General features: G+C 49.9%; 22 protein-coding genes and 1 tRNA gene. 15 read left to right on the plus strand and 8 right to left on the minus strand.

What is annotated here, in order from left to right; translation table 11 throughout:
• Positions 1–68: 68 nt before the first annotated feature.
• Entirely contained in the window at positions 69–653 is a 585-nt protein-coding gene (locus HRU78_01535) for a hypothetical protein (protein ID QOJ22487.1), read from the plus strand.
• Between the two features lie 65 nt (positions 654–718).
• The gene (locus tag HRU78_01540) at positions 719–1,291 is read left to right on the plus strand and encodes a hypothetical protein (protein ID QOJ22488.1); all 573 of its coding nucleotides are present in this window, start codon (positions 719–721) and stop codon (positions 1,289–1,291) included.
• A gap of 154 nt (positions 1,292–1,445) precedes the next feature.
• Here the strand turns inward: HRU78_01540 and secF are convergent, their stop codons facing one another.
• The 5 genes from secF to queA form a co-directional block, all read right to left on the minus strand.
• Positions 1,446–2,384: a protein translocase subunit SecF gene (gene secF / locus HRU78_01545; protein ID QOJ22489.1), complete on the minus strand. Its 939-nt coding sequence runs from the start codon at positions 2,382–2,384 to the stop codon at positions 1,446–1,448.
• A gap of 27 nt (positions 2,385–2,411) precedes the next feature.
• Positions 2,412–4,466, minus strand: coding sequence for a protein translocase subunit SecD (secD, locus tag HRU78_01550; protein QOJ22490.1), 2,055 nt, complete (start codon positions 4,464–4,466; stop codon positions 2,412–2,414).
• 101 nt (positions 4,467–4,567) lie between these two features.
• Positions 4,568–5,011: a preprotein translocase subunit YajC gene (yajC, locus tag HRU78_01555; GenBank protein ID QOJ22491.1), complete on the minus strand. Its 444-nt coding sequence runs from the start codon at positions 5,009–5,011 to the stop codon at positions 4,568–4,570.
• A gap of 47 nt (positions 5,012–5,058) precedes the next feature.
• On the minus strand, positions 5,059–6,144 hold the full coding sequence (gene tgt / locus HRU78_01560) for a tRNA guanosine(34) transglycosylase Tgt (protein QOJ22492.1): 1,086 nt from the start codon (positions 6,142–6,144) through the stop codon (positions 5,059–5,061).
• On the minus strand, positions 6,141–7,175 hold the full coding sequence (queA, locus tag HRU78_01565; protein ID QOJ24862.1) for a tRNA preQ1(34) S-adenosylmethionine ribosyltransferase-isomerase QueA: 1,035 nt from the start codon (positions 7,173–7,175) through the stop codon (positions 6,141–6,143). Before queA ends, tgt begins: the two co-directional genes overlap by 4 nt.
• 109 nt (positions 7,176–7,284) lie before the next feature.
• Between queA and HRU78_01570 the strand changes: the two genes are divergently transcribed.
• From HRU78_01570 to HRU78_01595, 6 genes are all read left to right on the plus strand, one after another.
• Positions 7,285–7,371 (plus strand) — tRNA-Leu (locus HRU78_01570).
• A 643-nt stretch (positions 7,372–8,014) separates the two neighbouring features.
• Positions 8,015–9,397: a GGDEF domain-containing protein gene (locus HRU78_01575; protein QOJ22493.1), complete on the plus strand. Its 1,383-nt coding sequence runs from the start codon at positions 8,015–8,017 to the stop codon at positions 9,395–9,397.
• Positions 9,398–9,400: 3 nt separating this feature from the next.
• The gene (locus HRU78_01580) at positions 9,401–10,726 is read left to right on the plus strand and encodes a glycosyltransferase family 2 protein (GenBank protein QOJ22494.1); all 1,326 of its coding nucleotides are present in this window, start codon (positions 9,401–9,403) and stop codon (positions 10,724–10,726) included.
• Between the two features lie 40 nt (positions 10,727–10,766).
• A complete protein-coding gene (locus tag HRU78_01585) occupies positions 10,767–12,896 on the plus strand; it encodes a TolC family protein (GenBank protein QOJ24863.1) in 2,130 nt (709 codons plus the stop codon).
• Positions 12,880–13,953, plus strand: coding sequence for an HlyD family efflux transporter periplasmic adaptor subunit (locus HRU78_01590; protein QOJ22495.1), 1,074 nt, complete (start codon positions 12,880–12,882; stop codon positions 13,951–13,953). The genes HRU78_01585 and HRU78_01590 overlap by 17 nt, the downstream gene beginning before the upstream one ends.
• 511 nt (positions 13,954–14,464) lie before the next feature.
• Positions 14,465–16,318 (plus strand): ATP-binding cassette domain-containing protein, encoded by a 1,854-nt coding sequence (locus HRU78_01595; protein QOJ22496.1) that lies wholly within the window; start codon positions 14,465–14,467, stop codon positions 16,316–16,318.
• A 32-nt stretch (positions 16,319–16,350) separates the two neighbouring features.
• On the opposite strand, the gene fliE is transcribed toward HRU78_01595, so the two are convergent.
• The 3 genes from fliE to HRU78_01610 form a co-directional block, all read right to left on the minus strand.
• On the minus strand, positions 16,351–16,674 hold the full coding sequence (fliE, locus tag HRU78_01600) for a flagellar hook-basal body complex protein FliE (GenBank protein ID QOJ22497.1): 324 nt from the start codon (positions 16,672–16,674) through the stop codon (positions 16,351–16,353).
• 98 nt (positions 16,675–16,772) lie between these two features.
• Complete coding sequence (locus HRU78_01605) at positions 16,773–18,095, minus strand: sigma-54-dependent Fis family transcriptional regulator (protein QOJ22498.1); 1,323 nt, start codon at positions 18,093–18,095, stop codon at positions 16,773–16,775.
• On the minus strand, positions 18,092–19,288 hold the full coding sequence (locus HRU78_01610; GenBank protein QOJ22499.1) for a PAS domain-containing protein: 1,197 nt from the start codon (positions 19,286–19,288) through the stop codon (positions 18,092–18,094). The genes HRU78_01605 and HRU78_01610 overlap by 4 nt, the downstream gene beginning before the upstream one ends.
• Before the next feature lie 310 nt (positions 19,289–19,598).
• On the opposite strand from HRU78_01610, the gene fliF reads away from it, so the two are divergent.
• The 7 genes from fliF (at position 19,599) to fliL (ending at position 27,000) form a co-directional block, all read left to right on the plus strand.
• The gene (gene fliF, locus HRU78_01615) at positions 19,599–21,266 is read left to right on the plus strand and encodes a flagellar M-ring protein FliF (GenBank protein ID QOJ22500.1); all 1,668 of its coding nucleotides are present in this window, start codon (positions 19,599–19,601) and stop codon (positions 21,264–21,266) included.
• A complete protein-coding gene (gene fliG / locus HRU78_01620; protein QOJ22501.1) occupies positions 21,259–22,254 on the plus strand; it encodes a flagellar motor switch protein FliG in 996 nt (331 codons plus the stop codon). Before fliF ends, fliG begins: the two co-directional genes overlap by 8 nt.
• Before the next feature lie 66 nt (positions 22,255–22,320).
• Complete coding sequence (locus tag HRU78_01625) at positions 22,321–23,040, plus strand: flagellar assembly protein FliH (protein ID QOJ22502.1); 720 nt, start codon at positions 22,321–22,323, stop codon at positions 23,038–23,040.
• A 1-nt stretch (position 23,041) separates the two neighbouring features.
• Complete coding sequence (fliI, locus tag HRU78_01630; GenBank protein ID QOJ22503.1) at positions 23,042–24,448, plus strand: flagellar protein export ATPase FliI; 1,407 nt, start codon at positions 23,042–23,044, stop codon at positions 24,446–24,448.
• 5 nt (positions 24,449–24,453) lie between these two features.
• Entirely contained in the window at positions 24,454–24,897 is a 444-nt protein-coding gene (gene fliJ / locus HRU78_01635; GenBank protein QOJ22504.1) for a flagellar export protein FliJ, read from the plus strand.
• Between the two features lie 15 nt (positions 24,898–24,912).
• Positions 24,913–26,172: a flagellar hook-length control protein FliK gene (locus HRU78_01640; protein ID QOJ22505.1), complete on the plus strand. Its 1,260-nt coding sequence runs from the start codon at positions 24,913–24,915 to the stop codon at positions 26,170–26,172.
• Positions 26,173–26,511: 339 nt separating this feature from the next.
• Positions 26,512–27,000, plus strand: a complete 489-nt coding sequence (gene fliL, locus HRU78_01645) for a flagellar basal body-associated protein FliL (protein QOJ22506.1) — start codon at positions 26,512–26,514, stop codon at positions 26,998–27,000.

A 27,000-nucleotide genomic window follows, 5' to 3' on the forward strand; every position in this document is an offset into this window, starting at 1 on the left:
GGCAGTAAGAGAATGCAGACACAAGAACTGGCAACATTAGAGGCACCCATCCAAGAGGAGGATTTGTCGTGATCAGGCAAATAGCACCAACGGGGATTGCGGTCTTGATACTTGTCATGGCACTGTATGCGGGCACAGCTGGCGCTCATGGCAAAGTAGCCATGGAAGAGGACAGCTGCATGCGTCGGGTTGGCGAAAACATGATTCACCTCAGCACCTACCAACCGCAAGTCGATGAAGAAGGACATTACTGCACGGAGATACCCAAAGCAGGCAATGCCATACTCGTTATTGATTTGGTGGATCCGGCATTGCGCGATATGCCGATAAGCGTAAAAGTTGTGCAAGGCAGCAAGGCAGGTGAAGGGGAAACGATCACCAACGTACGTCCGGCATTATATCAAGACGGAGTAATCAGCACGCAAAGTCAGCTGGCGCAAGGGAAGTACCTGGTGCAGATTACAGCGGAAGGTGTACCGCCCTTGAACTATGAATACCATTTGCGGGTGGAACTGATCAACTACGCGGAAGTATTCAGAGCTGCCATAGGACCGGCAGTCGGGCTATTGCTGACCACCATACTTGGGTATAAACTCATCCGGTCAAGACGCTTCAGAGACTGGCTGGCGACACGCCGGGCCAACAAGAACTGAATGATCCAATGGCGGATTAAGACACTATAGAGACTAACCATTTATCGACACAGGAAATCCAAGCAATGTCAGCAAGACTAATAGATATAAAGCAAGCAATAGTAACGATCATACTCGCAACGGGCATGCTAATGACCACACAAGTACAAGCGCACGGTGGTTTGGCACTGGCAGAAGACATGTGCGTACTGACGGTAGGGCCGTACCGGATGCACTTTACCGGTTATCAACCGCTATCGCAGGAAGAAGAATTCTGTGAAGACATACCGGAAACAGGCAAGACTGTGATAGCGCTGGACTATATCCAGGAAGAATTACGTCCGCTGACGACGGAAGTGCGGATTATCCGGGATACGGGATCGGAAGCGAATTTGGATCAAATTACGGTGTTTCATTTACCACCGAAAGTCTACCCATCGGCATCGATTGCCGTAGAGCATGTCTTTCCGGAAAAGGGCAAGTTTGTAGGGCTGGTGACGGTGACAGGTGGAGCGCAGGACTATGTATCGCGCTTTCCGTTCTCGGTAGGGGAAGGCCGTCCGACTCCGAAAGTGGCGATCATTGCACCGGTGATACTGGTCATCGCTGTTGCCGCTTTCTTCTTCTTGCGTAAGCGTAAACCGGCGGCAGCTGCTTAAATAGCGTCAATCAAGAAAAAAAGGCGGAACAAGATATCTTATTCCGCCTTTATCATCAGAAATTCAGAATACAATTTCTAGCTCAAAGTAATACTTCTTTGCGCAACGCTATCAGCTATTAATTCTCTTTTGTTGTCAGAATGTAAAAGCACTTCTATACAACGGCACCATCGTTTTCCAGAGGCTTTTTCTCCATCTTGACGAGATCTTCGCGCTTAACTTGCAGCAGCATGATGATCGAGCTGCCAACCATGATAGACGAATAAATTCCGAACAAGATACCGATAGTTAATGCCAGTGCGAAATAGTAAAGCACTTCGCCGCCGAACAAGAGCATGGCAATGACGACTATTTGCGTACATCCGTGCGTAATAACCGTGCGCGACATCGTTTGTGTGATAGCGCTGTCGATGATCTCAGTCAGTGATGCCTTGCGATATTTGCGGAAATTTTCTCGAATGCGATCAAAGATCACCACCGATTCGTTAACGGAATAGCCCAGTATGGCCAAGATTGCGGCTAATACCGTTAGTGAGAATTCCCATTGAAAGAATGCAAAGCAACCAACGATGATAACAACGTCATGTAAGTTGGCGATAATGCCCGCCACACCGAATTTCCATTCGAATCGCATAGCGAGATATGCGACGATGCCCAGTGATACAAATAGCAGAGCAAGCGCTCCGTTTTCCAGTAATTCACTGCCGACTTGCGGACCGACAAATTCCACTCGTTTCATTGCCACGGCTGAATCCACTTGCTTCAGTGCCGCCATAACGGTTTCCGATAGTTGAGCACTGGAAATACCGGGTTTAATCGGTAAGCGGATAAGAACATCACGAGAGGTGCCGAAATTTTGCACACTGGCATCGGGCATATCGAGGCCGGCCAGTACATCTCTAACTTTTTCAAGATCAGCTGTTTGGCTATAGCTGACTTCCAATACCGTTCCGCCAGTGAAGTCGACGCCAAGGTTGAGTCCTTTTGCGGCGATAAAATAAACAGACAGAAGGAACGTCACGATTGAAATGACGGCTCCGACATGCCTCCATCGCATGAAGGGGATATTGTGATTAAATCTGAAAAATTCCATGATCTACTTCCTTATAAATCTGCCCAATCAGTTTTTGGATTGTTTGGCATCAGAGGATTTGCGTTTACTTTTTGTTTTACCCGAAATTTTTCCACCAGATTCGGCTGCGGCATTGCTGCCAGTTTCGTGCGCAGGCTCAGTTTCAGTTTCTGGTTGACGACTTGCTTGCGGCTCAATATTTTCACTAATCGCAGCCACATTTCTTTGAGTATTGATCGCTTCAGGCTTTATTTTCTCGGTTACCGGATTTTGTTTCGGTATCCAGATTGTTCCAACCGGAACGCGATCCAATCTGCGGCGGCTTCCGTATATCAAGTTGACGAATCCGCGGGTTACAAAAGTTGCCGTGAACACAGAAGTCAAAATTCCCAAACACAGCACAACCGCAAATCCTTTGACCGGACCGGAACCGAATGCAAATAACGCGATACCGGCAATCAAAGTAGTCACGTTGGAATCCACGATGGTGCCGAATGCGCGCTCAAATCCGGCGTGAATGGCGAGTTGCGGTGAAGCACCGCTGCGTAATTCATCGCGGATCCTTTCGTTAATCAGCACATTGGCATCAATCGCCATACCCACCGTAAGCGCCAATGCGGCCATTCCGGGCAATGTCAATGTGGCCTGCAGAATGGATAATAAACCGACCAGCAACAATAAATTCATGGCCAGTGCGATAACCGAGATGACACCGAATGCCGTGTAATAAATCGCAACGAAGAAGGCTACCGCCAGGAATCCGTATAAGGTTGAGTTAAAGCCCCGGGCAATATTTTCAGCACCCAGACTCGGACCCACGGTACGCTCTTCAATAATGTCCATCGGTGCCGCCAGTGCGCCGGCACGCAGCAGTAACGCGACATCACGTGCTTCTTTGCTGCTCATGCGGCCGCTGATTTGTACGCGACCGCCGCCAATTTCTTCACGAATGACCGGTGCGGTAATGACCTCCGCTTGATTTTTTTCTATCAGCAGAATGGCCATCCTTTTACCAATATTTTCCCGTGTCAATTGCTTGAAAACACGTGATCCGCTATTGTCCAAGTTGAGATGCACTGCGGGCTGGTTATCCTTGTCGAAACCGGGTTGTGCATCGGTGATGTGCTCGCCTGTCAGCAATACTTGTTTTTTGACGAGTAATGGACTGCCGCCGCGTTCTTCATAGAGCTCGGTACCCATCGGTACTCTGCCACGCAGTGCCGCATCGAGATCATTTTCGTCATCGACCATGCGAATTTCCAGCGTAGCTGTTCGCCCCAGAATATCTTTTGCCTTGGCGGTATCCTGTACGCCCGGCAATTGCACGATGACGCGATCCACTCCGGCTTTCTGAATAATCGGTTCCGCAACACCTAATTCATTGACGCGGTTGCGCAGTGTAGTAATGTTTTGCAGCACGGCCGATTCTTGCATGCGGGCGAGTGCTTCGGTTTTAATCGTCGCGACCAGGTGATAGCGGTTGTCGAGATTCTCTTCCTTTAAACCAAGATCCGGGTAATTCGACTTTAATTCAGCCTCGGCTTTTGCGCGTGACTCGGCATCGCGAAATTTCAGGGTCAGCTTCTTGGCATGTTTTTCAAGTCCGGCGTACGAGATTTTTTGTTCACGCAATCGGGCACGGATATCCGCGCTGTAACGATCCAGCGATTTCTCGAGCGCGCCTTCCATATCGACTGCCAGCATGAAGTGCACGCCACCGCGCAAATCCAAGCCCAAATACATCGGTAAAGCGCCCAGATTCGTCAGCCATTGCGGGGAATTAGGCAGCAAATTCAGCGCGATGATATAGTCACTGCCAAGAGTGGATTCCAACAAATCTTTGGCTTTGATTTGAGAATCCGTATCGGCGAAACGTACCTTGACGCTTCCTTCTTCCAGGAGTGTTCCGTCCGTTTCAAGATTGGCCTGTTTCAATGTGTCTTCGACTCGTTGCAACAAGGCGGTGTCAGTGCTTGCGGAAATCCGTAAAGGGGAAATCTGTACCGCGGGCGATTCGCCGAAAAAATTCGGCAGAGTGTAAAGCAGGCCGAGCAGCAGTGAAACCGCAATAATCAAGTATTGCCAAAGTGCGTAGCGGTTCATGGGTGTCAGTTAACTATTTATAAATGATCAAGGATAAGAAAGACATGCAATGTCGGGTAGTGCAACCGGTATTTTTTCTGCTTGCGCAGTTTTTCTTTGCACTATTTTTTTTCAGCTTCAGTATCACTGCCGGCTGAGGCTTCGGTAGTTGCCGCTTCGGTGTTTTCCTGTGCGGCGATTGTTTTGGTTGTTTTGGTTTTTTGTGTTTTTCCTTTTGGCTCGATACTTCTGAGCGTTCCTTTCGGCAGCAAAGTCTGCACCGAAGACTTCAGAATGGTGACTTCAGTGGCAGGTGCTATTTCGATAATGACATAGTTTTCGCTGACATTAAGAACTTGGCCAAGAATACCGCCGTTGGTGATGACTTCGTCACCTCGTTGCAAGCCATCCACCATTTGTTTTTGCTCTTTTGCGCGCTTGGCCTGGGGGCGGATCAGCAGGAAATAAAATAACAACAATATTCCGAACATCGGCAACAAACTCATCCAGTCTGCAGTGTCTTGTGCCGACGAAGCGGCTTGGGCAAATGCATCATTAATCAGCATAAAACTCTCCCTTTTCTAAAAAGGGTACATATTAGCATGATGACCCCCTAGGCCAGAAATTCTTGTGCATATTCTTCAAATTGATTGTTTTCTATGGCGCTACGGATTTCCGCCATCAATTGCTGATAATAAAACAGATTGTGGACGGTATTTAAATGCGCGCCCAGCATTTCATTAATGCGCTGCAGATGGTGCAAATAGGCGCGGCTGAAATGCCGGCAGGTATAACAACCGCAGTGTTCGTCGGGTGGCGACGTATCCAACCGGTAACGGCTGTTGCGCAATTTGATGATGCCATGGCGGGTATACAACCAGCCATTGCGGGCATTGCGCGTCGGCAGCACGCAGTCGAACATATCGATGCCTTGTGCTACGGCATGCACGATATCTGCCGGTGTACCGACACCCATCAAATAACGCGGCTTATCGACGGGCAGCAGCGGCGCCGTATGGGTCAGGATGCGCTGCATATCCGCCTTGGGTTCGCCGACGGATAATCCGCCGATCGCGTAACCGTCAAAACCGATGGACTGCAAACCGGTGAATGACTGATCACGCAGATGCTCATGCATGCCGCCTTGCACGATGCCGAACAAGGCGTTCGGATTGCCGAGATGTGCTTGTTTGGAGCGTTCCGCCCAGCGCAGACTGAGTTCCATCGATAACCGCGCAGTGGTTTCATCCGCCGGATAAGGCGTGCATTCATCAAAGATCATCACGATATCGGAATTGAGCGTGCGTTGAATCCGCATCGATTCTTCCGGCGATAAAAAGCAGTTATCCCCATTGACGGGTGATTTGAAATGAACACCTTGTTCGGTAATTTTGCGCAGCTCACCCAGGCTGAAAACTTGAAATCCGCCCGAGTCGGTCAGTATCGGACCGTGCCAGCTCATGAAATCGTGCAATCCGTTATGCGCTTCGATAACCTCCAGTCCGGGGCGCAGCCACAGGTGGAAGGTATTACCTAAAATAATCTGTGCCTGTGTCGCTTGCAGCGCGGCAGGCGGCATGCTTTTGACTGCACCGTAGGTGCCCACCGGCATGAAAACCGGTGTCTCAACCGTACCGTGCGCCAAGGTCAGCGTGCCGCGGCGCGCTGCTTTATCGGTGCAATGCAGCTGGAATTTCATGATTCTTTATCAATCAACATAGCGTCTCCATAACTGAAAAAACGGTAGCGTTCGTCCACCGCATGCTGATAAGCACGCTGGATATTGTCCATACCGGCAAAAGCGCAAACCAGCATCAGTAATGTCGAGCAGGGTAAATGGAAGTTGGTCAATAAGCGCTCGACCACTTGGAAATGATATCCCGGAGTAATGAAAATCCGCGTATCGCCATAGCCTGCGACCAATTCACCGTGATGCAGCGCAGCGCAAGATTCCAGCGCCCGCAGCGATGTCGTACCGACAGCCAGAATGCGCTTGCCTGCCTGTCTGGCTTGCCGGATTGCGTCCACGGTGTTCTGAGGGATATGGTAGGTTTCGCCGTGCATGGCGTGATCGGCGATGTTTTCGACCCGCACCGGTTGAAATGTGCCTGCGCCGACATGCAATGTGACGTAGGTGGTGATAACACCCATCGCACGCAGGTGATCCATCATGCCGGTATCAAAATGCAGCCCGGCTGTCGGCGCTGCGACAGCCCCCGTATTCCTTGCGTACACGGTTTGATAACGCGCCTCGTCCGCCGCCGTTGCCGGGCGGCTGATGTAAGGGGGTAACGGCAGTTGGCCGTAGCGTTTGAGTAATTCCGCAACCGTTTTTTCATGTTCGAAGCGCAAGGTATAAAATTCCTGCTCGCGCGTAATGACGGTTACCGGTATGGCACTCGCTAGCAGGAGGGTAGAATCCGGTTTGGGGGCATGGCTGGCACGGATAGCCGCTAAAACATGGCGGTCATCGAGTATCCGTTCCACCATGACTTCTACTTTTCCGCCACTGTTTTTCTTGCCGAATAAGCGTGCTTTGATCACTTGCGTATCGTTAAACACCATTACATCCCCGGCACGCAGGTAATCGGGCAGATTGGAAAATAACGTATCCTGCCAGCGATTATTGTTGCTATCAAGATAGAGTAAGCGGCTGCCGGTACGTTGCTCGGTGGGGTATTGTGCGATCAGTTCGGTGGGCAGGTGGAAATCAAAATCCTGAGTCTTCATGCCGGTATTATACAGGTGACGGATGTTTTCCGCCCATGCGGCTTGCTGTACCACTGGTTTTCAGTAATAATTGCGCCTTCTGTTTATTCAAAAACAGTCAAATTGTTTGGCCGAGATGGCGGAATTGGTAGACGCACGGGACTCAAAATCCCGCGATGGTGACATCATGGGGGTTCGATTCCCCCTCTCGGCACCACTCTGAAGTGATCAAAAAAATCATTGAACGTGCGGTAAAATTGCAGGCAAACGACATGTTCATCTTGGTTTAGTTAACTTAGTTAACCAAGTGTCGATTCTCACCGGAAGCACCGGTTTCATAGCCAACATTTTTCTTGCTTCTTAAAGCACAGTATTCATTATCTGAAAGTATTGTGGATAACTTTGTGAATAGTTGTCTGATTTGTGTTCTTAACTTACCTATTCCTAAGGATTTTTTTGATTTTGCTCATTATCTGACATAATCATTATGTGACACTTATCATATAGTTACGGGATATTTCTCATCCTAATGCGAAATTGTTGGAAAGAATTTTTATAATCATCCCGGGCTGTGGATTATTTGCAATGTCAAGGAAAAAATTATCAGCCAAGAGACACGATGAGTTGTGGCTGCAATTGCATGAGTATTTTTTGCATCGCATATCAGAAAAATTTTCTTTTCAATCCATCGAAATAAAGCCGAATATTTGCTTTATTCAAAATATCCATGTAGGAATATTTGAGTATAATGGTAAGAAAATGCGCTAGATTGTTTGTATAAGATAATGATATATAATTAATCTTAAATATTTCTTGCGTAATCAGCCAGATAAATAGTTTAAGATTATTCAAAGCTAACGATGCTTATTTTCTTCTCCCGAGAAAAGAACGACTTACCGGATCATTACAAAGATCATTTCGAAGTTTGCCATTTCAGTGATTTTTCAGATTGGGAACAAAATAGAGTCAATCCCTCCGCGTTTGTCATCGTAGGGAAAGATAAACAATTCATTTCTTCAGTTCTCGCAAAAATACGCAGAGATAACGAAATTTTTGCATCATTGTGTTTTGCAACCGATCCGGTTGCCCCGTTCGATAATTTGCTACTGGACGGTCAATTACCGCAACCATCGGTTTTGCTGGAAGCGGTCAATCAAGTTGAAGATTTGCAGAAATCGCTGAAGAGTAATGAGACCTATATCACACACCAAGGGCGGCTGATCAAATATTTATGGCTGCGCCCGGATTTTATTCTGCAGCCGCACCATGAGTGGCAGTATCCGCGTTTCTACCGTTATCCGTTGCTGGAAGCGTTGAGTCAGGACGGATCCGATTCTTTCGAATGGTTGCGTAATCTCGCCAATAGCAAAATAATCGAAGCTTTGATGATGCTTGACCGGCAGCGCGAATGCGCTTATTGCCGCTCGGCGCATTTGAGTTTTATCGATGTATGTCCCAACTGTCTGTCGATAGACATCAAACTGCAAGCTTCTTTGCATTGCTTCACCTGTGGCTGCGTCGATGTGCAGGATAGATTCATGCATAGCGGTACCTTGGTTTGCCCCAAGTGCCATACGCATCTGCGGCATATCGGCAGCGATTATGACCGGCCGATCGAAAACTATCGCTGTCAATCGTGCAGCCAAACTTTCATAGAAGGCGATGTGCAGGTGCGCTGCGCGATGTGTGAAAAAGAGATGAAGCCCGGTGATCTCATTCTGAATGAGGTGCACAGCTGGCGCTTGAGCGATAAAGGCAGGACGATTGCTTTTCGCGGTGAAGTATTCGATTTGTCTTCGGGGTTCGATCAACTCGACTTCGTTTCCCGCGAGCTGTTTATTCATGACCTCGATTGGATGATGGTGACGTCGCAGCGTTATCCCAATGTGCACTTCAGTTTATTCGGCATCTATTTTGCCAATTTGCCGGATTTGGTGGAGCTGTTTAACCATGCGCGCTTGCTGCAAATGCTCGAATCCTTTGCGCAACGTTTGCGAAGCTTGTTGCGTACCCCCGATCTTTCCACGCGAACGGCAGAGAACATGCTGTGGCTGCTGTTACCGAATACCGATGAACAGGGGTTGATCGGTTTTCACCGGCGTATTGAGAACAGCATGAAAGTACTGCTGGAAGAAAGTGAGCATAAATTGGATTTCCGCTTTATCAGCATTTCTTCGCAAAATATTACCGGCAAGGAAAATGCCGAGCTTCTTCTGGCGCGTCTTTCCGGTGAATTACTATAGTTCATGGATAGTTTGCATCAGGCATGGTCGTTTTTCCTTCTTGCTACATCGCGTTATCAAGATGTGCAGTATGTATTCATGCTGATTCCGTTCGTACTGTTTTTTGAATTGCCGCTGTATTTTCTCAATTGGATGAGCGTTTTCCGCTATTTGTTCAGGAAATCGGCAGAGGCACCGGTGTCCCTTCCGTATTATCCTAAGGTTACTTGTGCGATTACCTGTTACGCGGAAGGAAAGGCGGTGCAAGGTACGGTGATTTCTTTGCTGGAGCAAATTTATCCGGGACATATTGAAGTCATTGCGATGGTCGATGGCGTGCAAAAAAATATCGCGACCTATCAAGCGTTGAAGGAACTCACACCCGTGACTGCGAATTACACCAAGCGCTCGTTGATCATTATCCCAAAAATTCAACGCGGCGGCAGAGTCTCGTCATTGAATGCCGGCTTGAACCGGGCGCAGGGTGAGATTTTTTTTGCATTGGATGGCGATACGTCGTTCGACAATCAAATGGTGAATTCTGCAGTATCGCACTTTCGCAATCCTGGCATCGTGGCGGTTACCGGCCCGATGCGCGTGCGTAATGCCCGGAATACGCTCGTCACCCGGTTGCAGAGTCTGGAATATATGCTGACCATGCAGGTGGGCAAGTTAGGATTCGCAAAGCTGAATGTCATTAACAACGTACCCGGGGCTTTCGGTATTTTCAGAAAATCTTTTATACAAAAAATCGGCGGATGGAATACCGGGACTGCCGAAGATCTTGATCTGACGTTGCGTATCAAACAATACCACAGGCGTTATCCGCACTTGCAGATCGAATTTGAACCCGGTGCGGTTTCGCATACCGATGTGCCGGAGAGTTTTCAGGATTTTCTCAAGCAACGCTTACGCTGGGATGGCGATCTTTGGTACATCTACTCGAATAAGCACAAGTACGGAATTTCCGCTGCGACTATGGGGTGGAGCAATTTCATATTTCTACTATGGTACGGGATCTTGTTTCAGATCGTCATGCCTTTCTCGATCGTGATTTATACCATCTATATGGCGATAAAACTTCCTATCTATACTTTTCTGTTGAACATGATGCTGGTTTATATGTTCTATCTGAGTCTGATTACGTTGCAGTATATTTTCTATCTTGCGCTTATCTCGGACAGAAAATGGCAGGACTGCGAAGCCATGTTAATTCTGCCGGTTTATCCGCTGTTTCAGTTTATTTCGCGGGTATGGAGCACTTTTGCGATTTTGAATCAGATACTCAATAAAGGTCATCTGGATTCTGCGATGGCACCGTTGTGGGTGCTGAAAAAGGGAAAACAGTAAAGTGCGTTTTTTCTTGCTGCTCGCGCTCGCGCTGGTGCTGATGCTGACGGCCAATGCAGCCGCCGAAGTGAGGACGCTGACCGAGTTTTACGCGAATCTGGATGAGGCGGCAACCGTACTGAAAGCGAAAGCGGATTTGGATGCGCAGCAGTCGCAATTGCATGTGCAGGAAGCGCAGAAGGGCTGGGAAATATTCGGCGGGGTGTCCGGGGGTTATCAAAAAAGCCCGTTTGCTCGCGAGCCTTTCGGGCACTTTTTTGATCCGCTGGGCCGGATCGGTGTGCGTTATCCGTTGCTGGGCAGTGCCGAGCGGCAGCAGCGGGCGATTGACGATGCGGCAACCCAGGTGAAAATCGAAGGTATCCGGCTGGATTGGAGCAAACGGCTGGCGAAACTTTTCCTGGAAGAAAACTATGCCGCCTATTGGAGCGCAAAAAAGATGCTGGCTTTGACGGAAGCCTACCTGCGACTGCGCGACGATGGTGTGGCCGACATTCTGCATAAACGCCGTGAAGCGGGTTTGTTGTTCATGTCGGATTATCTCGAGTTTCTTTCAGCCTTCGATCGCGCCGAGCGGTCACAAATAGAATTCAGCAATAACCGCGATCAAGCGTTAATCAGGCTGGGGTATTTGACGAATGCCAGAATTTCCCCCTTTGAGGCGATCAAACCGGAGCTGCATGAAATTGAAAACAGTACGCTCATGGATGTCGAGCAACTGGATCTGAAAATACTGCAGGCCCGTATAGACAACACTCAAAATACCAAAGAAAAGGAAAATTGGCGCGGGATTGAGTCCGATGTCAACGCGACTGCTTTCGGCGGTCCGGCCATTCCGCATCCATCGCCCGAATCGATGCAGCTCGGCTATGGCGGATCGGTCGGTTTTAATTTCAGAATGCCGCTCGAAATTATGAGCCTGCGGAAAAATGAAGAATCCCGGTTAAACAGTCAATTGATCAGCCTGCGCGCGGATTACACTCACCGGGATCAGGAGTTGCAGCATGAATTCCGCGCCTTGCTCAGCAGCTATCAGCAGCTGGCGCAACAAATCAAATTTCAGCATACGCGACTGGAAGCGGCGCGGGAATTGATTCGCGAACGGAATTTGCGCCTGCGGGTGATGGATGGAGATGTCATCGAGAAATACTTTCAAGCAGTCAATACCTATTACCGGATTGCGATCGAAAATGTCGAAACGGAATCGGAGCAATGGAAATTGCATATCCGGTTGCGGCAATTTATTTCGTTGCTGGAAACCAAAGGAAGGAATCTTCATCCGGAAATCAACTTAAACAAACTGATGGAGCCGCTGCATCAAGCGGTATCGTTTCTCGCCGGCGGCGAAAAGCGGGTATCAGCAAAGCGCGTTAATCAACCGGCCGCAGCGGATACCCAAGTTTCTTCCGGCCGCTTGGCCGCGTATGTGTGGAATTTTGACCAATTAATTGCCCAACCGGACCTGTGGAAGAAGAATCAGGCTATCGAAATCGATCGCTTCCTGATTTCTCTGAACGGACGGCAAATTTCCAGGATTGCGGAAAATCCCGCGCGGTTGAAAAAGTTTCTGACGGATGCGCACCGGCGGGGGAAAAAGGTTGAATTGCTGCTGGGTGATCCCGATTGGATTTTGCCCGCGCAGCGCGGCAAGCTGCTGCAATTTGTCAAGAAACTCAGCAACATCAATTTTGACGGTCTGCACCTCGATATCGAGCCGGATCAACTCGTGGCGGAATTGTCTGGAAAAGCGCGGCTGGAAGAACTGATCGAAACGGTTCGCCAGGTATCCGCCATTTCGCCGTGGCCGGTAGGCTTCAGCATGCATCCGCGTTATCTGACGAAGGCATCGTCTTTCGATATTTGTCTGCCATGCGAATTGAAAGTGGCAGGAGTCAAAGAAATTATCGTCATGTACTACTCGCTGAATCTGGCGAATATTGTTACCGTGCTGAAATCAGCCATGCAGCAACATCCGGATTTGGCATTCAGCCTGGCGCAAAGCCTGGAACGGGAATTGGGTCCGGAAAACAGTTATGCGCACAAACCGCAATCCATTTTCATCGATGCGATGAAACGATTGCAGGATCAGCTCAAGGCAGCCAATTTCAGCGGGCTCGTTATTCAATCATGGCAAGACTTGGAGAGCTATCTTCATGAAAATACGCTTTAATCAACCGGAAAGTAAAGCACCGGACATCGACCGCGGGTTACGGGTTCAATACAGTGCGGCTAAACGTTCCGCCAAGCCGTGGCGCTGGTATTTGATTATTGCGATATCCAGTCTGCCAATCGTTTATCTGCTGGGGGTCATTGCGTGGGATGCGATCAACATTGAGGCCAACGGCCGCATCCGGTTGCCGAGTTTTACCATGCGTGCTGCGGCCGATGGTTATGTGCAGCAATTATTTGTCGAGCCGCTGCAAACGGCATCCGAAGGCTCGCGCTTGGCTGAAATGGTTAATACCACACTACTCGACAATCGCGACCGGCTGCAAGTCGAGCTCGATGCCTTGGTGCAAGAGAAGCACAAAATGCTGTTACGGGCTGATCACGGTAGAACAAGTTCAACAGAGTTGATGAAGTTTGCCCAGGAACAGAAAAATTTTTCCTATCAGCGCTTGCGCCAGTACGAATCGCTATTCAAGCAGGGCGCTGCAACGCAAGCCGAAGTTGCATCAGCGCGGAGTCAGCATCATTCAGCTCTGGAAAATCTGGCGGCGCTTGAGAGAGCGGAGCGTATGGAACGAGACAGGGTATATAGTCAGGAGCATGGCCAGTCGCCGGAAATACGCTTGATCTCAAACCGGATTAATCAACTGCAACTGGAATTCGACAAGATTCAAGATCAAATTTATCAGTTAAATCTCATTGCACCGGCCGGAAACGGTATGGTGACGGAACTGTTCGCTCAACCCGGGGAATTTCTGGGGCGCGGCCAGCCTTTGCTGGAAATTATATTTCCTGACAAAGCGCATATCGACGCCTATATTCCGCCGAAATATCAGGATTATGCGGTGGTGGGGCAAACTGTCACGGTCAAATTTCCTAACGGCGAGAAAGCTAAAGCTAAAATAATTTCCGTGCCGGGTGTCATGCAAAAATCGGCTCCAGTTGAAATCAATCCCTTGGAGGCTGTGCAATTCGCCATATTGGCGCAAATGGAGTTCGTTGAAAGTGTCAAAAACCGCTTAATCAATGGCATGCCGGTTACGATTTATTTGCACTGAGCGGGCAAGATTTCATCCAAAAATTGGCTCCAGCTCTTAAGGAAACGCTGATGAATTGATTGCACGAGCGAATCGTTTTGTTGCGTAGCATTCGCGTCCTCGTCCATCTCAATGATATGTCTCGATCACTGCGTTCCGCGTGTCTCGCGTTTCATCGCGTTCATCGAATTAGTCGGCATTTCCTTAAAGTACCGCCTTCTTTATGCTGTTCAATTTTCATTTATCCACATTTTTTGTGGATAACATTGTGCATAAAGCTCGTATTTGAGCATTAACTTTACGAACCATAAAGAGAATTCTCAATCTGCCTAATAATTTAACACTATGATTATGTTTTAACTATCATATGGTTATATCTTTGTCTGGTTTCTGTGAAGTCATTGGATTGTCGGGTAACGCATACTCACTGGGTTTGCACCGAACTTGGATAAATGATCATGCATATCGTGTATGATCGCACATTTCTTTTTTTAAGCCGCTCAATCGGGTGTTCTAAAATTCTCAAGATGTTATGCTGAATATACAGGCTTTGACTTATCTGCAAGGCGGAATCCCATTACTGGAAAATTGCAATTTGCCGATTTTTGCCGATCAGCGCGTAGGCTTGGTCGGTAAAAACGGATGCGGTAAGTCCACGTTATTCCGGCTGATTCGCGGCGAGATCAAGCCGGATGGCGGGGATGTCAGTTTGCAGTCCGGTAAAACCGTTGCCTTCGTTGAACAGGAAATCGTCAATTCCGATCAGTCCGCCATTGCGTTTGTTTTGGATGGTGATGTCGAATTGCGCCGCCTGGAAAAAATTTTGGCGCAGGCCGAGCATAATGATGCCTGGTTTGAGGCGCAGCAACGCTATGAGGTGATCGACGGTTATACAGCGCAGGCGCGTGCAGCGCAGCTATTAAATGGATTGGGTTTCGCCAGTTCCACGCTGGAACGGCCGGTGAATCATTTTTCCGGCGGCTGGCGGATGCGCTTGAATCTGGCGCGCGCTTTGATGCATCGCGCCGATTTGCTGCTGCTCGATGAACCGACCAATCATTTAGATCTGGAAGCGATTCTGTGGCTGGAGCAATATCTGGCGCGTTATCCGGGCAGTTTAATCGTGGTATCGCACGATCGTGAGTTTCTCAATGCATGCGTCAACCGCATCGCGCATATCCACAACCGGCAAATTGACGGTTATAGCGGCAATTATGACGATTTCGAGCGCGCGCGCGCCGAACGGCTGCTGCAACATGCGCAAGCCTTGCAGCAGCAGCAAAGACAAATCGCGCATATGGAAGATTTTGTGCGCCGCTTCCGCGCCAAGGCGACCAAGGCCAAGCAAGCGCAAAGCCGCATCAAGGCACTGGAGCGCTTGACCCGTTTGGCGCCGGTGCACAGTGAGGATGGTCATTTCGCACTGCAGATCGAAGCGCCGGAGCGCAGCCCGGATGTATTGCTGCGCGTTAAAGACATGAGCTTTGGTTATGACGACCGGGTGTTGTTTCAGCGTGTCAATCTGGTATTGCAAGCGGGTGCGCGCATTGTGCTGCTCGGACCGAACGGCGCGGGGAAGTCCACGTTGATCAAGCTGCTGACCGGAGAAATCCAGCCGGCAACTGGTTCATTGGAATGGGCGCAAAATATCCGCATCGGCTACTTTGCACAGCATCAGCTGGAAAATCTCGACAGTGCGGCAACGCCTTTGGAACACATGCAGAAACTGGCACCGGCGCAAACCGAGCTGGATCTGCGGAAATTTCTGGGCCGGTTCGGTTTGGGCGGGGACGGCGAGAACCGTCCGGTCGCCAGTTTCTCCGGCGGGGAAAAAAGCCGTTTGGCGCTAGCGTTATTGGCCTGGCAGAAACCGCATTTGCTGTTACTGGATGAACCGACCAATCATTTGGACTTGGACATGCGCGATGCGCTGACATTGGCATTGGAGGCTTATACTGGCGCGGTGGTACTGGTTTCGCACGATCGCAGCCTGGTGCGTGCGGTGGCGGATGAATTGTGGCTGGTGGCGGACGGCCAAGCGCAGTTGCTGGACGGTGATCTGGAAGATTACAAAAACTGGCTGGAAGCGCGCCGTTCCCGAGAAGCCACGGAAACAAAAGCGGCGGTGCAAAAACCGCAGCTTAAAACACCGGCCAAGCCAAATAAAAAATTTTTGCTTTCCAAGCAAGCTAAACTCGAAGTTGCATTGTCGATTGCGCAAAAAGAATTGGCCGAAGCGAACCGCCGCCTAGCCGATCCGGCTACTTACGCAAACTGTTCGCGTGAGGAAATTGATCAACTCAGCACCACTCATGCGGCGCTCGAGAAAAAAGTGGCCGAACTCGAGGAAAACTGGCTGGAACTGGAAATGACGATGGAAGAGTGAATGGAATGAGGTTGGAGGCTGGTCCGCGAGTTTTAAACCTGCATGTTCATGATTTCCTGATAGGCGGTGACCAGTTTATTACGAACCTGGACCATGGATTGAAAGGACACATTGGCTTTTTGCAACGAGATCATCACTTCATGCAAATCGACGTTTGACTGGTCGCTGACGAATTGCTCACTGAGCTTATCCGCACTTTTTTGTGCCGTGTTGACTTGATCGACAGCCGCTTTCAGCTTTTCGCTGAAATCGACACCCGCAACTTCGTCCGCGCCCGCTGATTTTTTTACACCGGAAGCAAGCGCCGACGTTGCTTGCAATTGCTGCAAAATGCTATCAATCCCGGATTTGTCCATGCTTTACTCCACTGTCAATTTTTGCTGTTTCTTGCAAAATTATAAATATTTGAAAATTTTATCAAATCATGCGCATCTGTTGTATAGGAAATCCGTGGTTAACTGGTCATGCGGTATTGTTGCAATTTATAACGCAAAGTTCGTTCGGAAATACCTAGTTTCTTTACGGCCAGTTTGCGCGAACCATTAACAGCAGCCAAAGTTTCCAGTATATGTTTCCGTTCGAGCGTCTTGATATCCTCGGAAGATGGCTCCGCATCGGCTTCATTGGCTTCATCCGCTTGCCGGACGGGATCAGCGTGCGGCAAATGAATATGTTCCGCATCGATGAGCTCATCCGCCGCCAGAATCATCGCGCGCTGCATGATATTTTCCAGTTCCCTGACGTTACCCGGCCAGGAGTAGCGCGTTAACTTGTCAATTGCCGCTTTTGTCATTGTGCAGGCGGCGTGACCGGGACCGGCGGTTGCTTCCGCAAGCACCCGCTGCGCCAGGGGTTCGATGTCCAACGGCCGTTCCCGCAATGATGGGATTTCGATCGGAAATACATTGAGCCGGTAATACAAGTCTTCACGGAACCGGCCGCTTTTAACCGTCGCCATCATGTCGCGGTTGGAAGTCGCCAGAACGCGGATGTCCAATTTGATCGTTTTATGCCCGCCGACGCGCTCCACTTCTCTTTCCTGCAGCACGCGTAGCAATTTGGCTTGCAGCTCCAATGGCATTTCCGAAACTTCGTCCAGCAATAGCGTGCCGCCCTGCGCTTGTTCGAACTTTCCGGGTTGTGCTTGCGCTGCGCCGGTGAAAGCGCCTTTCTCGTAACCGAACAATGTGGCTTCCAGCAGATTCTCCGGAATAGCCGCGCAATTGATCGCGACAAACGATTTTCCGGCACGCGCCGAATGCTGATGAATATAGCGTGCGATGACTTCCTTGCCGCAACCGCTTTCTCCCGTCAGCATGACAGTGGCGGGTGATTGTGCGACGCGTTTCGCCAGAGATAGCAATGCCCGCGTGCGCGGATCTTTGGCGACGACTTTGTCATCCTGTTCCGGGTGGGATAAAACATGCCGTTTGACATGCGCGAGCAGATTATCCGGATCGAACGGCTTCAGCAAATAATCGCAAGCGCCGGTTTGCATGGCGGCAACCGCTTTTTCCACATCACCGTATGCAGTCATCAGCAATACCGGCAGCTCGGGATCGAACGCCTTGATACTTTTCAATAACGTAAATCCGTCGACGGGTTTCATTTGTACGTCGCTGACCACCATGCCGATGGATGATTGTTGCAGAACAGCCATGGCATCATTGCCGTTTGCGGCCGCCAAAGTCTTATATCCGGCCAGTTTCATCGTGGCGCAAATGGCTTCCAGCAAATCCTCATCGTCTTCAACCACCAGAATCGGCAGTGCTCTCATGATTCATCTCCTTTGCTCTTGGGTAGCCGGATCAAAAATTCACTGCCCTTGCACAGTGCTGAATTCACCTGCACGCTGCCACCCATGGATTCGATGACACCGCGGACAATGGCCAAGCCTAAACCGGTGCCTTCCGCGCGCGTGGTGAAAAAAGGCTCGAATAATCTTTCTTGCAATGCCGCATCGATACCGGGTCCATCATCATGAACAGTGAAGATGATGTTTTTTTCTTCCAACCGGCTGGCGAGCGTAATTTGTCCGCCCGGAGCCGATGCTTGCATGGCATTTTCCAGCAGATTGATCATGGCGCCGCATAAAGCTTGATGATCCGTAATCATGGTTTCTGCCGCGCTTTGGTCATCGACAATGAACTGCAAATCCCGCTGCGCCATTTGCGGTTCGACAACCTGGTGCAGCTCGGCCAGCAAATCGCTGACGACGACATGCTCGCGCCGTCTTGCTTCGCCTTTGACAAAACGAAGCATATCCTTGGTTAATTGTTCCAGATGATGCAAGCGTTCAATGGTTTTGGTTGCGAATTTGTGCCGCTCGTCGAGAGTCAGTGCATCGCTTCCCAAGTGATTGGCATACAACAACGCGGTCGAGAGCGGTGTGCGTAACTGATGCGCAAGGTTGGCCGCCATTTCGCCCATGGCAGTCAGGCGTTGGTTGCGCCGGATCCGTTCCTGCATGGCGTAGGCTTCCGTGATGTCGTTTACCAGCAGAATCCGTCTGCCGGCCGGATCGGTTGCACTGCTGCCGATGCGGATGCGTCGCGGTTGCACGCTGTGTTCATGTTTTAACAGCCACTCGTCAATGATCGCGGTGGGCGATAAACGTTCTTGCACAACTTGTTGCCAGCTCAATCCGACCAGGGATTGGCCGAGAATGGCGATAGCGGCCGGATTGACTTGTTCGATGCATTCTTGAGCGTCCAATGCGATTACGCCGCCCGGTAGTGCATTCAATAAGAGACTTAACTGCTGCGACAGATTTTCTTTCGCCAGTAACTGTTTGTGCAATTCGCCGTTGGCCAGCGCCAGTTCACGGGTGAGCTGCGCCACTTGACGCTGTAAATGCTGATAGACGCCGGATAGCTGTTCCGATGCTTCGTTAAAAGCTGCGAATGCCAGCTTGAGCTGTTCTTGATCCGCCGGTATCGATTTAATTTTACTGACGTTCTTGGTTTGCACGAGTTGTGAATACAGTTTGTGAGAATGGCGTTAGCTTACCATCGTTACCCGTGCCGATAATGACGCGAATAAGGCGGGCAAATCTATTCTTTTTAAGCATTCGGATTTTATAAATGTATCGATAATCATCGCATCAATAAAAATCCAGTCCAAATGCCGATTGTTGGAGTGAGTTTTTTTACGGCATGGCGATGGATAAGTTGAACGGCGAGGCTGCAGATATAGGCTGCGACTGGCAAGCCCGGCGGTTTCAGCTCAATAACAAATCTTATTTGATTGGTGGCCAGGAATTTAAGCAGGAGAAGAGCACGTGGCAACAGTACCGAGTGAATCCAATACAGTCGCACCCGCTGCAGCCGGTAGTCTGGCGCAGTTCAATCAGCTATCCAATCAAAAAAAACTGGGATTAATTCTCTCGGCAGCGGCTGTGATTGCGCTGCTGGTTGGTGCTTTGATGTGGAGTCAGACGCCGGAATATCGCGTGCTCTACAACAATGTGCCGGATCAGGATGGCGCTGCCATCATCGGCGCTTTACAGCAAATGAACGTGCCGTACAAGTTTTCCGAAAGCGGCGGTGCGATTCTGGTTCCGGAAAAGCACGTGCATGAAGCGCGCTTGCGTCTAGCGGGCCAGGGATTGCCGAAAGGCGGCCTGGCGGGTTTCGAGTTGATGGAGAATCAAAAATTCGGCGCCAGCCAATTCCTCGAGCAGGTTAATTATCAGCGCGCATTGGAAGGTGAATTGGCGCGCTCGGTTCAGTCGTTAGCCGCGGTGCAAAGTGCGCGCGTGCATTTGGCGATGGCTAAGCCTTCGGTATTTTCAAGAGAAAAACAGCAACCGAGTGTCTCGGTATTGCTCCATCTGCACCCGGGTAGAGTTTTGAGCGTCGAACAAGTCAGCGCGATTGTACATTTGATGTCCAGCAGCGTGCCTAATTTGCCGGTAAAGAATGTGACGGTGGTGGATCAAAACGGCAATCTGTTGAGTACGCAGAACGATAAGCAGGATTCCCGGTTTGATGCCAAGCAATTGGAGTTTATACAGGAAATCGAAGAGAACTATATCCGCCGTATCGAAGCGATTCTCACCCCGATTACCGGTGCAGCGAATGTGCGCGCTCAAGTGACTGCGGACGTGGATTTTTCCCGGATTGAACGCGCCGAAGAAATTTACCGGCCGAATAATAAAGAATCGGAGGCTGCCGCTATCCGCAGCCAGCAAACACTCGAAGCAACTTCCACGGGCACTAAGCCGGATGGCGGCATTCCGGGCGCGCTGACCAATCGTCCGCCTGAGCCGGCAACGGCGCCGATTGAAGTGGGCGGCGAGAAGAAAGAAGGCGGCGATAAAACGGTGCCGACTGATAAGAAAAAAGAATCGACGATTAATTACGAAGTCGATAAAACGGTACAGCATGTGCAGCAATCGGCCGGCAATATCAAACGCTTGACTGCCGCAGTGGTGGTGAATTACCGCAAGAAAGTCGATGAAAACGGTGAAGTAACGCACGAACCGTTGACGGCTGAGGAAATTAAGGAAATCAACAATCTGGTGCGTGAAGCGATGGGTTATAACGAGAAACGCGGGGATTCGCTCACGGTCACCAACAATCTATTTACGAATAACGGCGAAGTAGTGCTGGATGTTCCGCTATGGAAGGATCCTGAGGTGATCATGCTGGCCAAGGACATCGGCAAGCAGTTTTTGATCGCGGCTGTGGTTTTATTTTTCTTACTCAAAGTACTCAAACCTTTCCTGAAAAGCTTAACGCCGCCACCTCCAACCGTAGATCAGCAGAGATTGCCGGGTGAAGGGGCGGTACAAGGTCAGTTGCCGGGACAAGTGGATGAAGGGGCGATTCAAGCGATTCAAAAATCGATATCTGAGGAAAATCTCAAGCGAGCTAAGCAATTGGCTATCGATGAGCCCGCCATCGTTGCCAATGTGGTAAAAGATTGGATGGCTAAAAATGGCTGAAGATGGAATCAAAAAGAGCGCAATTTTGCTGATGTCGCTGGGTGAGCAGGAAGCGGCATCGGTCATTAAGTTACTGGGACCCAAGGAAGTGCAAAGATTGGGTGAGACGATGTCGTCGCTGCAGAATATTTCACGCAGCGAGATTGACAATATTCTCTCGGAGTTTTGCAATGAAGCCGAAGGAAGAACCACGCTGGGCCAGGATTCTGCAGACTATATCCGCAAGGTGCTGACCAGCGCGCTGGGCGATGAAAAGGCGGCAAATCTCATCGATCGGATTTTGCAAGGCGGCGATACCAGTGGGATCGAAGGATTGAAGTGGATGGATGCGCCTTCGGTGGCGGAGCTGATCAAGAATGAACACCCGCAGATTATCGCTACCATTCTGGTTCATTTGGAACGGGACCAGGCCAGTGAAATTTTAAGTCTATTTACCGAGCGGCTGCGTAACGATACGTTGTTGCGCATCGCCACGCTGGACAGTATTCAGCCCGACGCGCTGCGCGAACTCAACGATGTGTTGACCAAATTGTTATCCGGCAGTAATAACATCCGCAAAGCGGCGATGGGTGGAGTCCGGGCTGCTGCGGAGATCCTTAACTTTGTGCCGACCGCTCAGGAGACCAGCGTCATCGAGAATGTCAAACAGTACGATGAAGAATTGGCGCAAAAGATCATGGATGAAATGTTTGTATTCGATAATCTGATTGAAATCGATGATCATGGTATTCAATTGCTGTTGCGTGAAGTTCAGTCGGAATCCTTGATTATTGCGTTGAAAGGGGCGCAGGAAGAATTGCGTAAGAAAGTTTTCAAGAATATGTCGCAGCGTGCTGCTGAAGCTCTGCGCGAAGATCTTGAAAGCAAAGGTCCGGTACGGGTATCCGAAGTCGAAGCCGAACAAAAAGAAATTCTTAAAATCGTGCGTCAATTGGCTGACGATGGGCAGATCGTATTGGGTGGAAAAGGTGACGATGGCTTCATTTAACGGATCGTTTTTGCATCCGGTCCATGTAAGCAGTGACCTGTTTATTACCGAATCGGTGGTTTATCGATGATTGCAAGTAATTTTGTTCCCAAGGAAAAACTCACCGCCTATCAGCGCTGGGAAATGGATTCCTTTGAAGCGCCTGAGTTATCGCAGGAAGCTCAGGAAGCCGGCAAGGAATCGAATGATCAGTCTGATAGTCAACCTCAAGTTTCCTTGCCGACCGAAGAGGAAATTGCGGCAGTTTTGCGAAGCGCGAAAGAACAAGGATATGCAGCCGGGTTGCAAGAAGGTCATACGGCAGGTCATGCAGCCGGATATGCAGAAGGCCGGGCTTTGGCTGAGAGCGAAGTTAAAGCCGAAGTGGCTCGCATGCAGACGTTGTTAACCAAGCTGGATCAGGATCTGCAGCAAATGGACCAGCAAGTGGCAGCCAGCCTGCTCGAACTGGCTATCGCACTGACGAAAAAAATGGTGACGGAGGCGCTGAAACTGCAACCCGAATTGATTGTGCCGATTGTGCAAGAAGCCATCCGTAACTTGCCCAATGCGACGCAACACCCTCGTCTTTTCTTGCATCCCGAGGATGCAAAACTAGTACTTGCGCATCTGCATGAGCAGCTGGAGCAGGATCATTGGAGCATCCGTGAAGATGAGCAGTTAATCCGCGGCGGGTGCCGTATCGAGGCTGGCGGCAGTGAAATCAACGGCAGTCTGGAAGTGCGCTGGCAACGGGTGTTGTCAACCCTCGGCCAGACTGACGAATGGTTAAACAAGGCCGATTGACATGACGCGTCATGAACAATGGGGCGGTTTCCTGAAGAACTGCACCCAGCTGATTAATCCCGCAAACCCTTTCTTGCTAAGCGGAACCGTCACGCGTGTTTCCGGATTGGTGATGGAGGCAGTCGGACTCCGGTTACCGGTCGGGAGCAGTTGTACCATTTCCCTATCGAATGGCCTGAGCGTTTCGGCCGAAGTCGTCGGATTTTCCGGGGAACGCTTGTTTCTCATGCCCTCCAGTGATGTGTATGGTTTGTCTCCCGGTGCCAAAGTCATTCCTGCCGAGCTTGCCGGTGAATTACCCCGCCTCGGCAGTGTTCTGCATCCGCGCAGGCGCGCGGCAGATCGTGCCAAGCATGTGACCGCCGGACCGGAGTTGCTGGGACGGGTATTGAACGGTGTCGGTGAGCCGTTGGATCGTCTCGGACCAACCCGCGCCGAGCATAGCGTGCCGCTCTATAGCCGGCCGTATAACCCGCTCGAGCGGGTTCCGGTGACCGAGCCGCTCGATGTCGGGGTGCGTGCGATCAATACGTTGCTGACGGTTGGGCGCGGGCAGCGCATGGGATTGTTTGCCGGTAGCGGCGTGGGCAAGAGCGTTTTGTTGGGCATGATGGCACGCTACACCACAGCCGATGTCATCGTTGTCGGGTTGATCGGCGAGCGGGGGCGCGAGGTCAAGGAATTCATCGAGAATATTCTGGGAGAAGAAGGACTCGCCCGTTCGGTGGTTATCGCCGCGCCTGCCGATACTTCACCGTTACTGCGCTTACAGGGTGCGGCTTATGCCACGGCCATCGCCGAATATTTTCGCGATGCCGGTAAACATGTGCTGCTGATTATGGATTCGCTGACGCGCTATGCCATGGCGCAGCGGGAAATCGCTCTGGCCATCGGCGAGCCGCCGGCAACCAAAGGCTATCCGCCCTCGGTATTCGCCAAATTGCCGCAATTGGTGGAACGGGCCGGTAACGGCAATCAGAATAGTGGCTCGATTACCGCCTTTTATACCGTGCTGGCCGAGGGGGACGATCAAAATGATCCCATCGCCGACAGTGCGCGCGCCATTTTGGATGGCCACATCGTGCTAACGCGGCGATTGGCTGAATCGGGGCATTATCCGGCCATCGATATCGAAGCTTCGATCAGCCGGGTCATGACCAGCGTGGTGCCGCAGAAACAGATTGACATGGCGCGGCAGTTTAAAAGCCTTTATTCACGGTACCAACGCAGCCATGACCTGATCAGCGTCGGTGCTTACGTTGCCGGCACGGATGCGGAATTGGACCGGGCTATCAGACTTTATCCGTCCCTTGAAAAATTTTTACTGCAAACTATGTTTCAACACGATAACTTTGCCGATAGTGTGGAGAAATTATCCAAGTTATTTGAAAGCGAAGGAATCCGGTAAAAACTATGGCAACCTCATCGTCATTAAAACTGCTGTTGGAATTGGCGCAGCAACGGGCGGATGCTTCCGCGAAAAATCTCGGCAAATTGAATTTTCAGCAACGGGAAGCTGAAAAGAAGCTCAACTTGCTTTTGCAGTACCGCCACAGTTATCAGTCTCATTTTCAGAATTCAACAGAAACAGGGATGGATCATATCGAATGGCTCAATTTCATGGCCTTCATGGATAAGCTGGATGCAGCGATTACGGAGCAGCGTCAGGCAATCTTGCATGCGCAAAATAAAAGAATGGCAGGCAACGATGAGTTTCTATCCCATCAGCGCAAACTGAAATCCTACGACACGTTATCCCAACGTCAACAGCACGCCGAGAATCAGAAACAAATGCAACAAGAACAAAAGGCACTGGATGAGTTTGCCTTGAATTCCATTTATCGCAAGGACAGTTAACGATATCGTCCGCAATTGCCGGATTGGTATGGATATTGCTCATTCATAGCTAGATTATTAATCGTACGAGACCATAAGCTTATGTTAAACATATCGATTGCACCTCAGATTCTATCTTCCGCAGACAATCCGGCAGCAGCGGCGAACTCTGGTTCATCAGGAGCCAAATCATCAGGAGCCAAAGATCCTGCTACAGAAGATTTTGGTAAGGTTTTAGACCGGGAAGTATCCGAAACCACGAATAAGCAAGAGAAAAATGACACTGCAGCTGCACAAGATCGATCGGATAAAAATGTTCCATCAAAAGATAAAGATAAGGATAAAGATAAGGATATGACCGATTCCTCCACAGATGCTCAGGCGGATGGAACCAGAAGTTTTATTCAGAATCTCCTGAACGATGCTTCGGCAACATTTAAAGCGGTTCCGTCGTTACAGGCGATGGGTGCGACAGCCAGCCCGGATGCAACGACCGCAGCATCCGCATTGCCTCAAACTGCAACTGCAGTACCTCCCGATATGCCCTTGCCGCAAAATAGCGAACAAATTACCAGCGCTGTGATTCCGGCTGTTAATCAACTGTTGCAGCAAGGTCAGAATCAGGCTGACTCAGATGCGATCAGTATGAATTCCTCATCCAATAATTATTGGCAATTTCTGGGAACGGCAGATTCTGCCGCTTACGGCAAGTTTGTCCCTCCTGCTGCAGAGCTGAGTGAAGATACTCAGCTCGACAATGCTGTGCCGATCTTGAAAACTCAGGAAGAACCGGTGGTATCACAGTCTTTCGGTTTAAGTAACACTACCGTCACCGCTTCGCAGAGCGCAGCGCCACAGGACGTAAAGGTCGATGCGCCTGTAGGGCAGCATAAATGGGGCGGTGAGTTTGCGCAAAAAATTGTGTGGCTGAGCTCGCAGCAACATCAGGTGGCTGAGATCCGTTTGAATCCGGCGCACTTAGGTCCTGTTGAAGTGATGTTGAGTATTACCCAGGATCAGGCGACGGCGCAATTTGTATCTCCTCATTCGGCGGTACGCGACGCTATTCAGGAAGCTTTGCCGCGCTTAAGGGAAATGATGGCGGAGAATGGTATTCAATTGGGAAATGTAATGGTAGGCGCCGATTCGTTTCAACAGGAGAATAAGCAGCAGCAAGCATTTTATGCTGCAAAAGGGGGTGATAATATGAATGACACAACCCAGGAAGTAACCGGTCAAATTCAAACGGCTGCTGTGCCCATCCGGCATCAAGGTCTCGTTAACACCTACGCGTGAAGATGGATGGGGTTATTCTCGTTTCCTGCTTCTTAATAGTAATTGCTTATCTGCCGCCGGTCATGTTGCAAGTTTTAAGCGCATGACCGGTGAATAGTTTAGATAACATCGTTTCATTTTATTGCTAGTTTTTTCTGCAACCCCGCCCGGGAAAAATCAAATTGACCGGCTAGAATGTACCAGAGCTCTTTCCTCCAGCAGCTGAAAACCGGGCGATAGGAGCTCGTTTCTATCGGCGCCAGTATCTGAAAATAGCGACATTATTTCAGTGTTATTTGCGGCATCAGTTTATTGTCACGTCGCACATAATGAACTCCATTCAATGAGGAGTTATGCGAAATGGCAAAAACGATGGAAGCACCAGCTGCAGCAGAAGGTAAAAAAGGCAAGAAGGGATTGATAATCGCTATCTTGATAGCAATCATAGCAATCGGAGCAGGCGCCGGTGGCACATGGTATTTCATGAAAACATCTGGCGGCGAGGAATCCGAGCCGGCACAACCCAAACCGAAGCCAACGAAATTTGTTGATTTGGATATTTTTACTGTTAATTTGCAACCGGAGGAAAACAATCAATATCTGCAAGTCGGATTAACGATAAAAGCCAGAGAGACCGAGGTAATTCAAGAGATTACCAAACAAATGCCGGACATCCGCAACCGGATTCTGATGTTGCTTTCCAGCAAGAAAGCGGTCGAGATTGCGGGTATTCAAGGAAAGCAATTGCTGAGTCAACAGATCGTGGATGAAATCAGGCAATCGCTGGGCTCGGAAGAACTGCAGGATGATATCCGGGAAGTGTTATTTACCTCATTTGTAATCCAGTAA

The organism is Gammaproteobacteria bacterium (assembly GCA_015709635.1).
Taxonomy (GTDB): domain Bacteria; phylum Pseudomonadota; class Gammaproteobacteria; order Burkholderiales; family Nitrosomonadaceae; genus Nitrosomonas.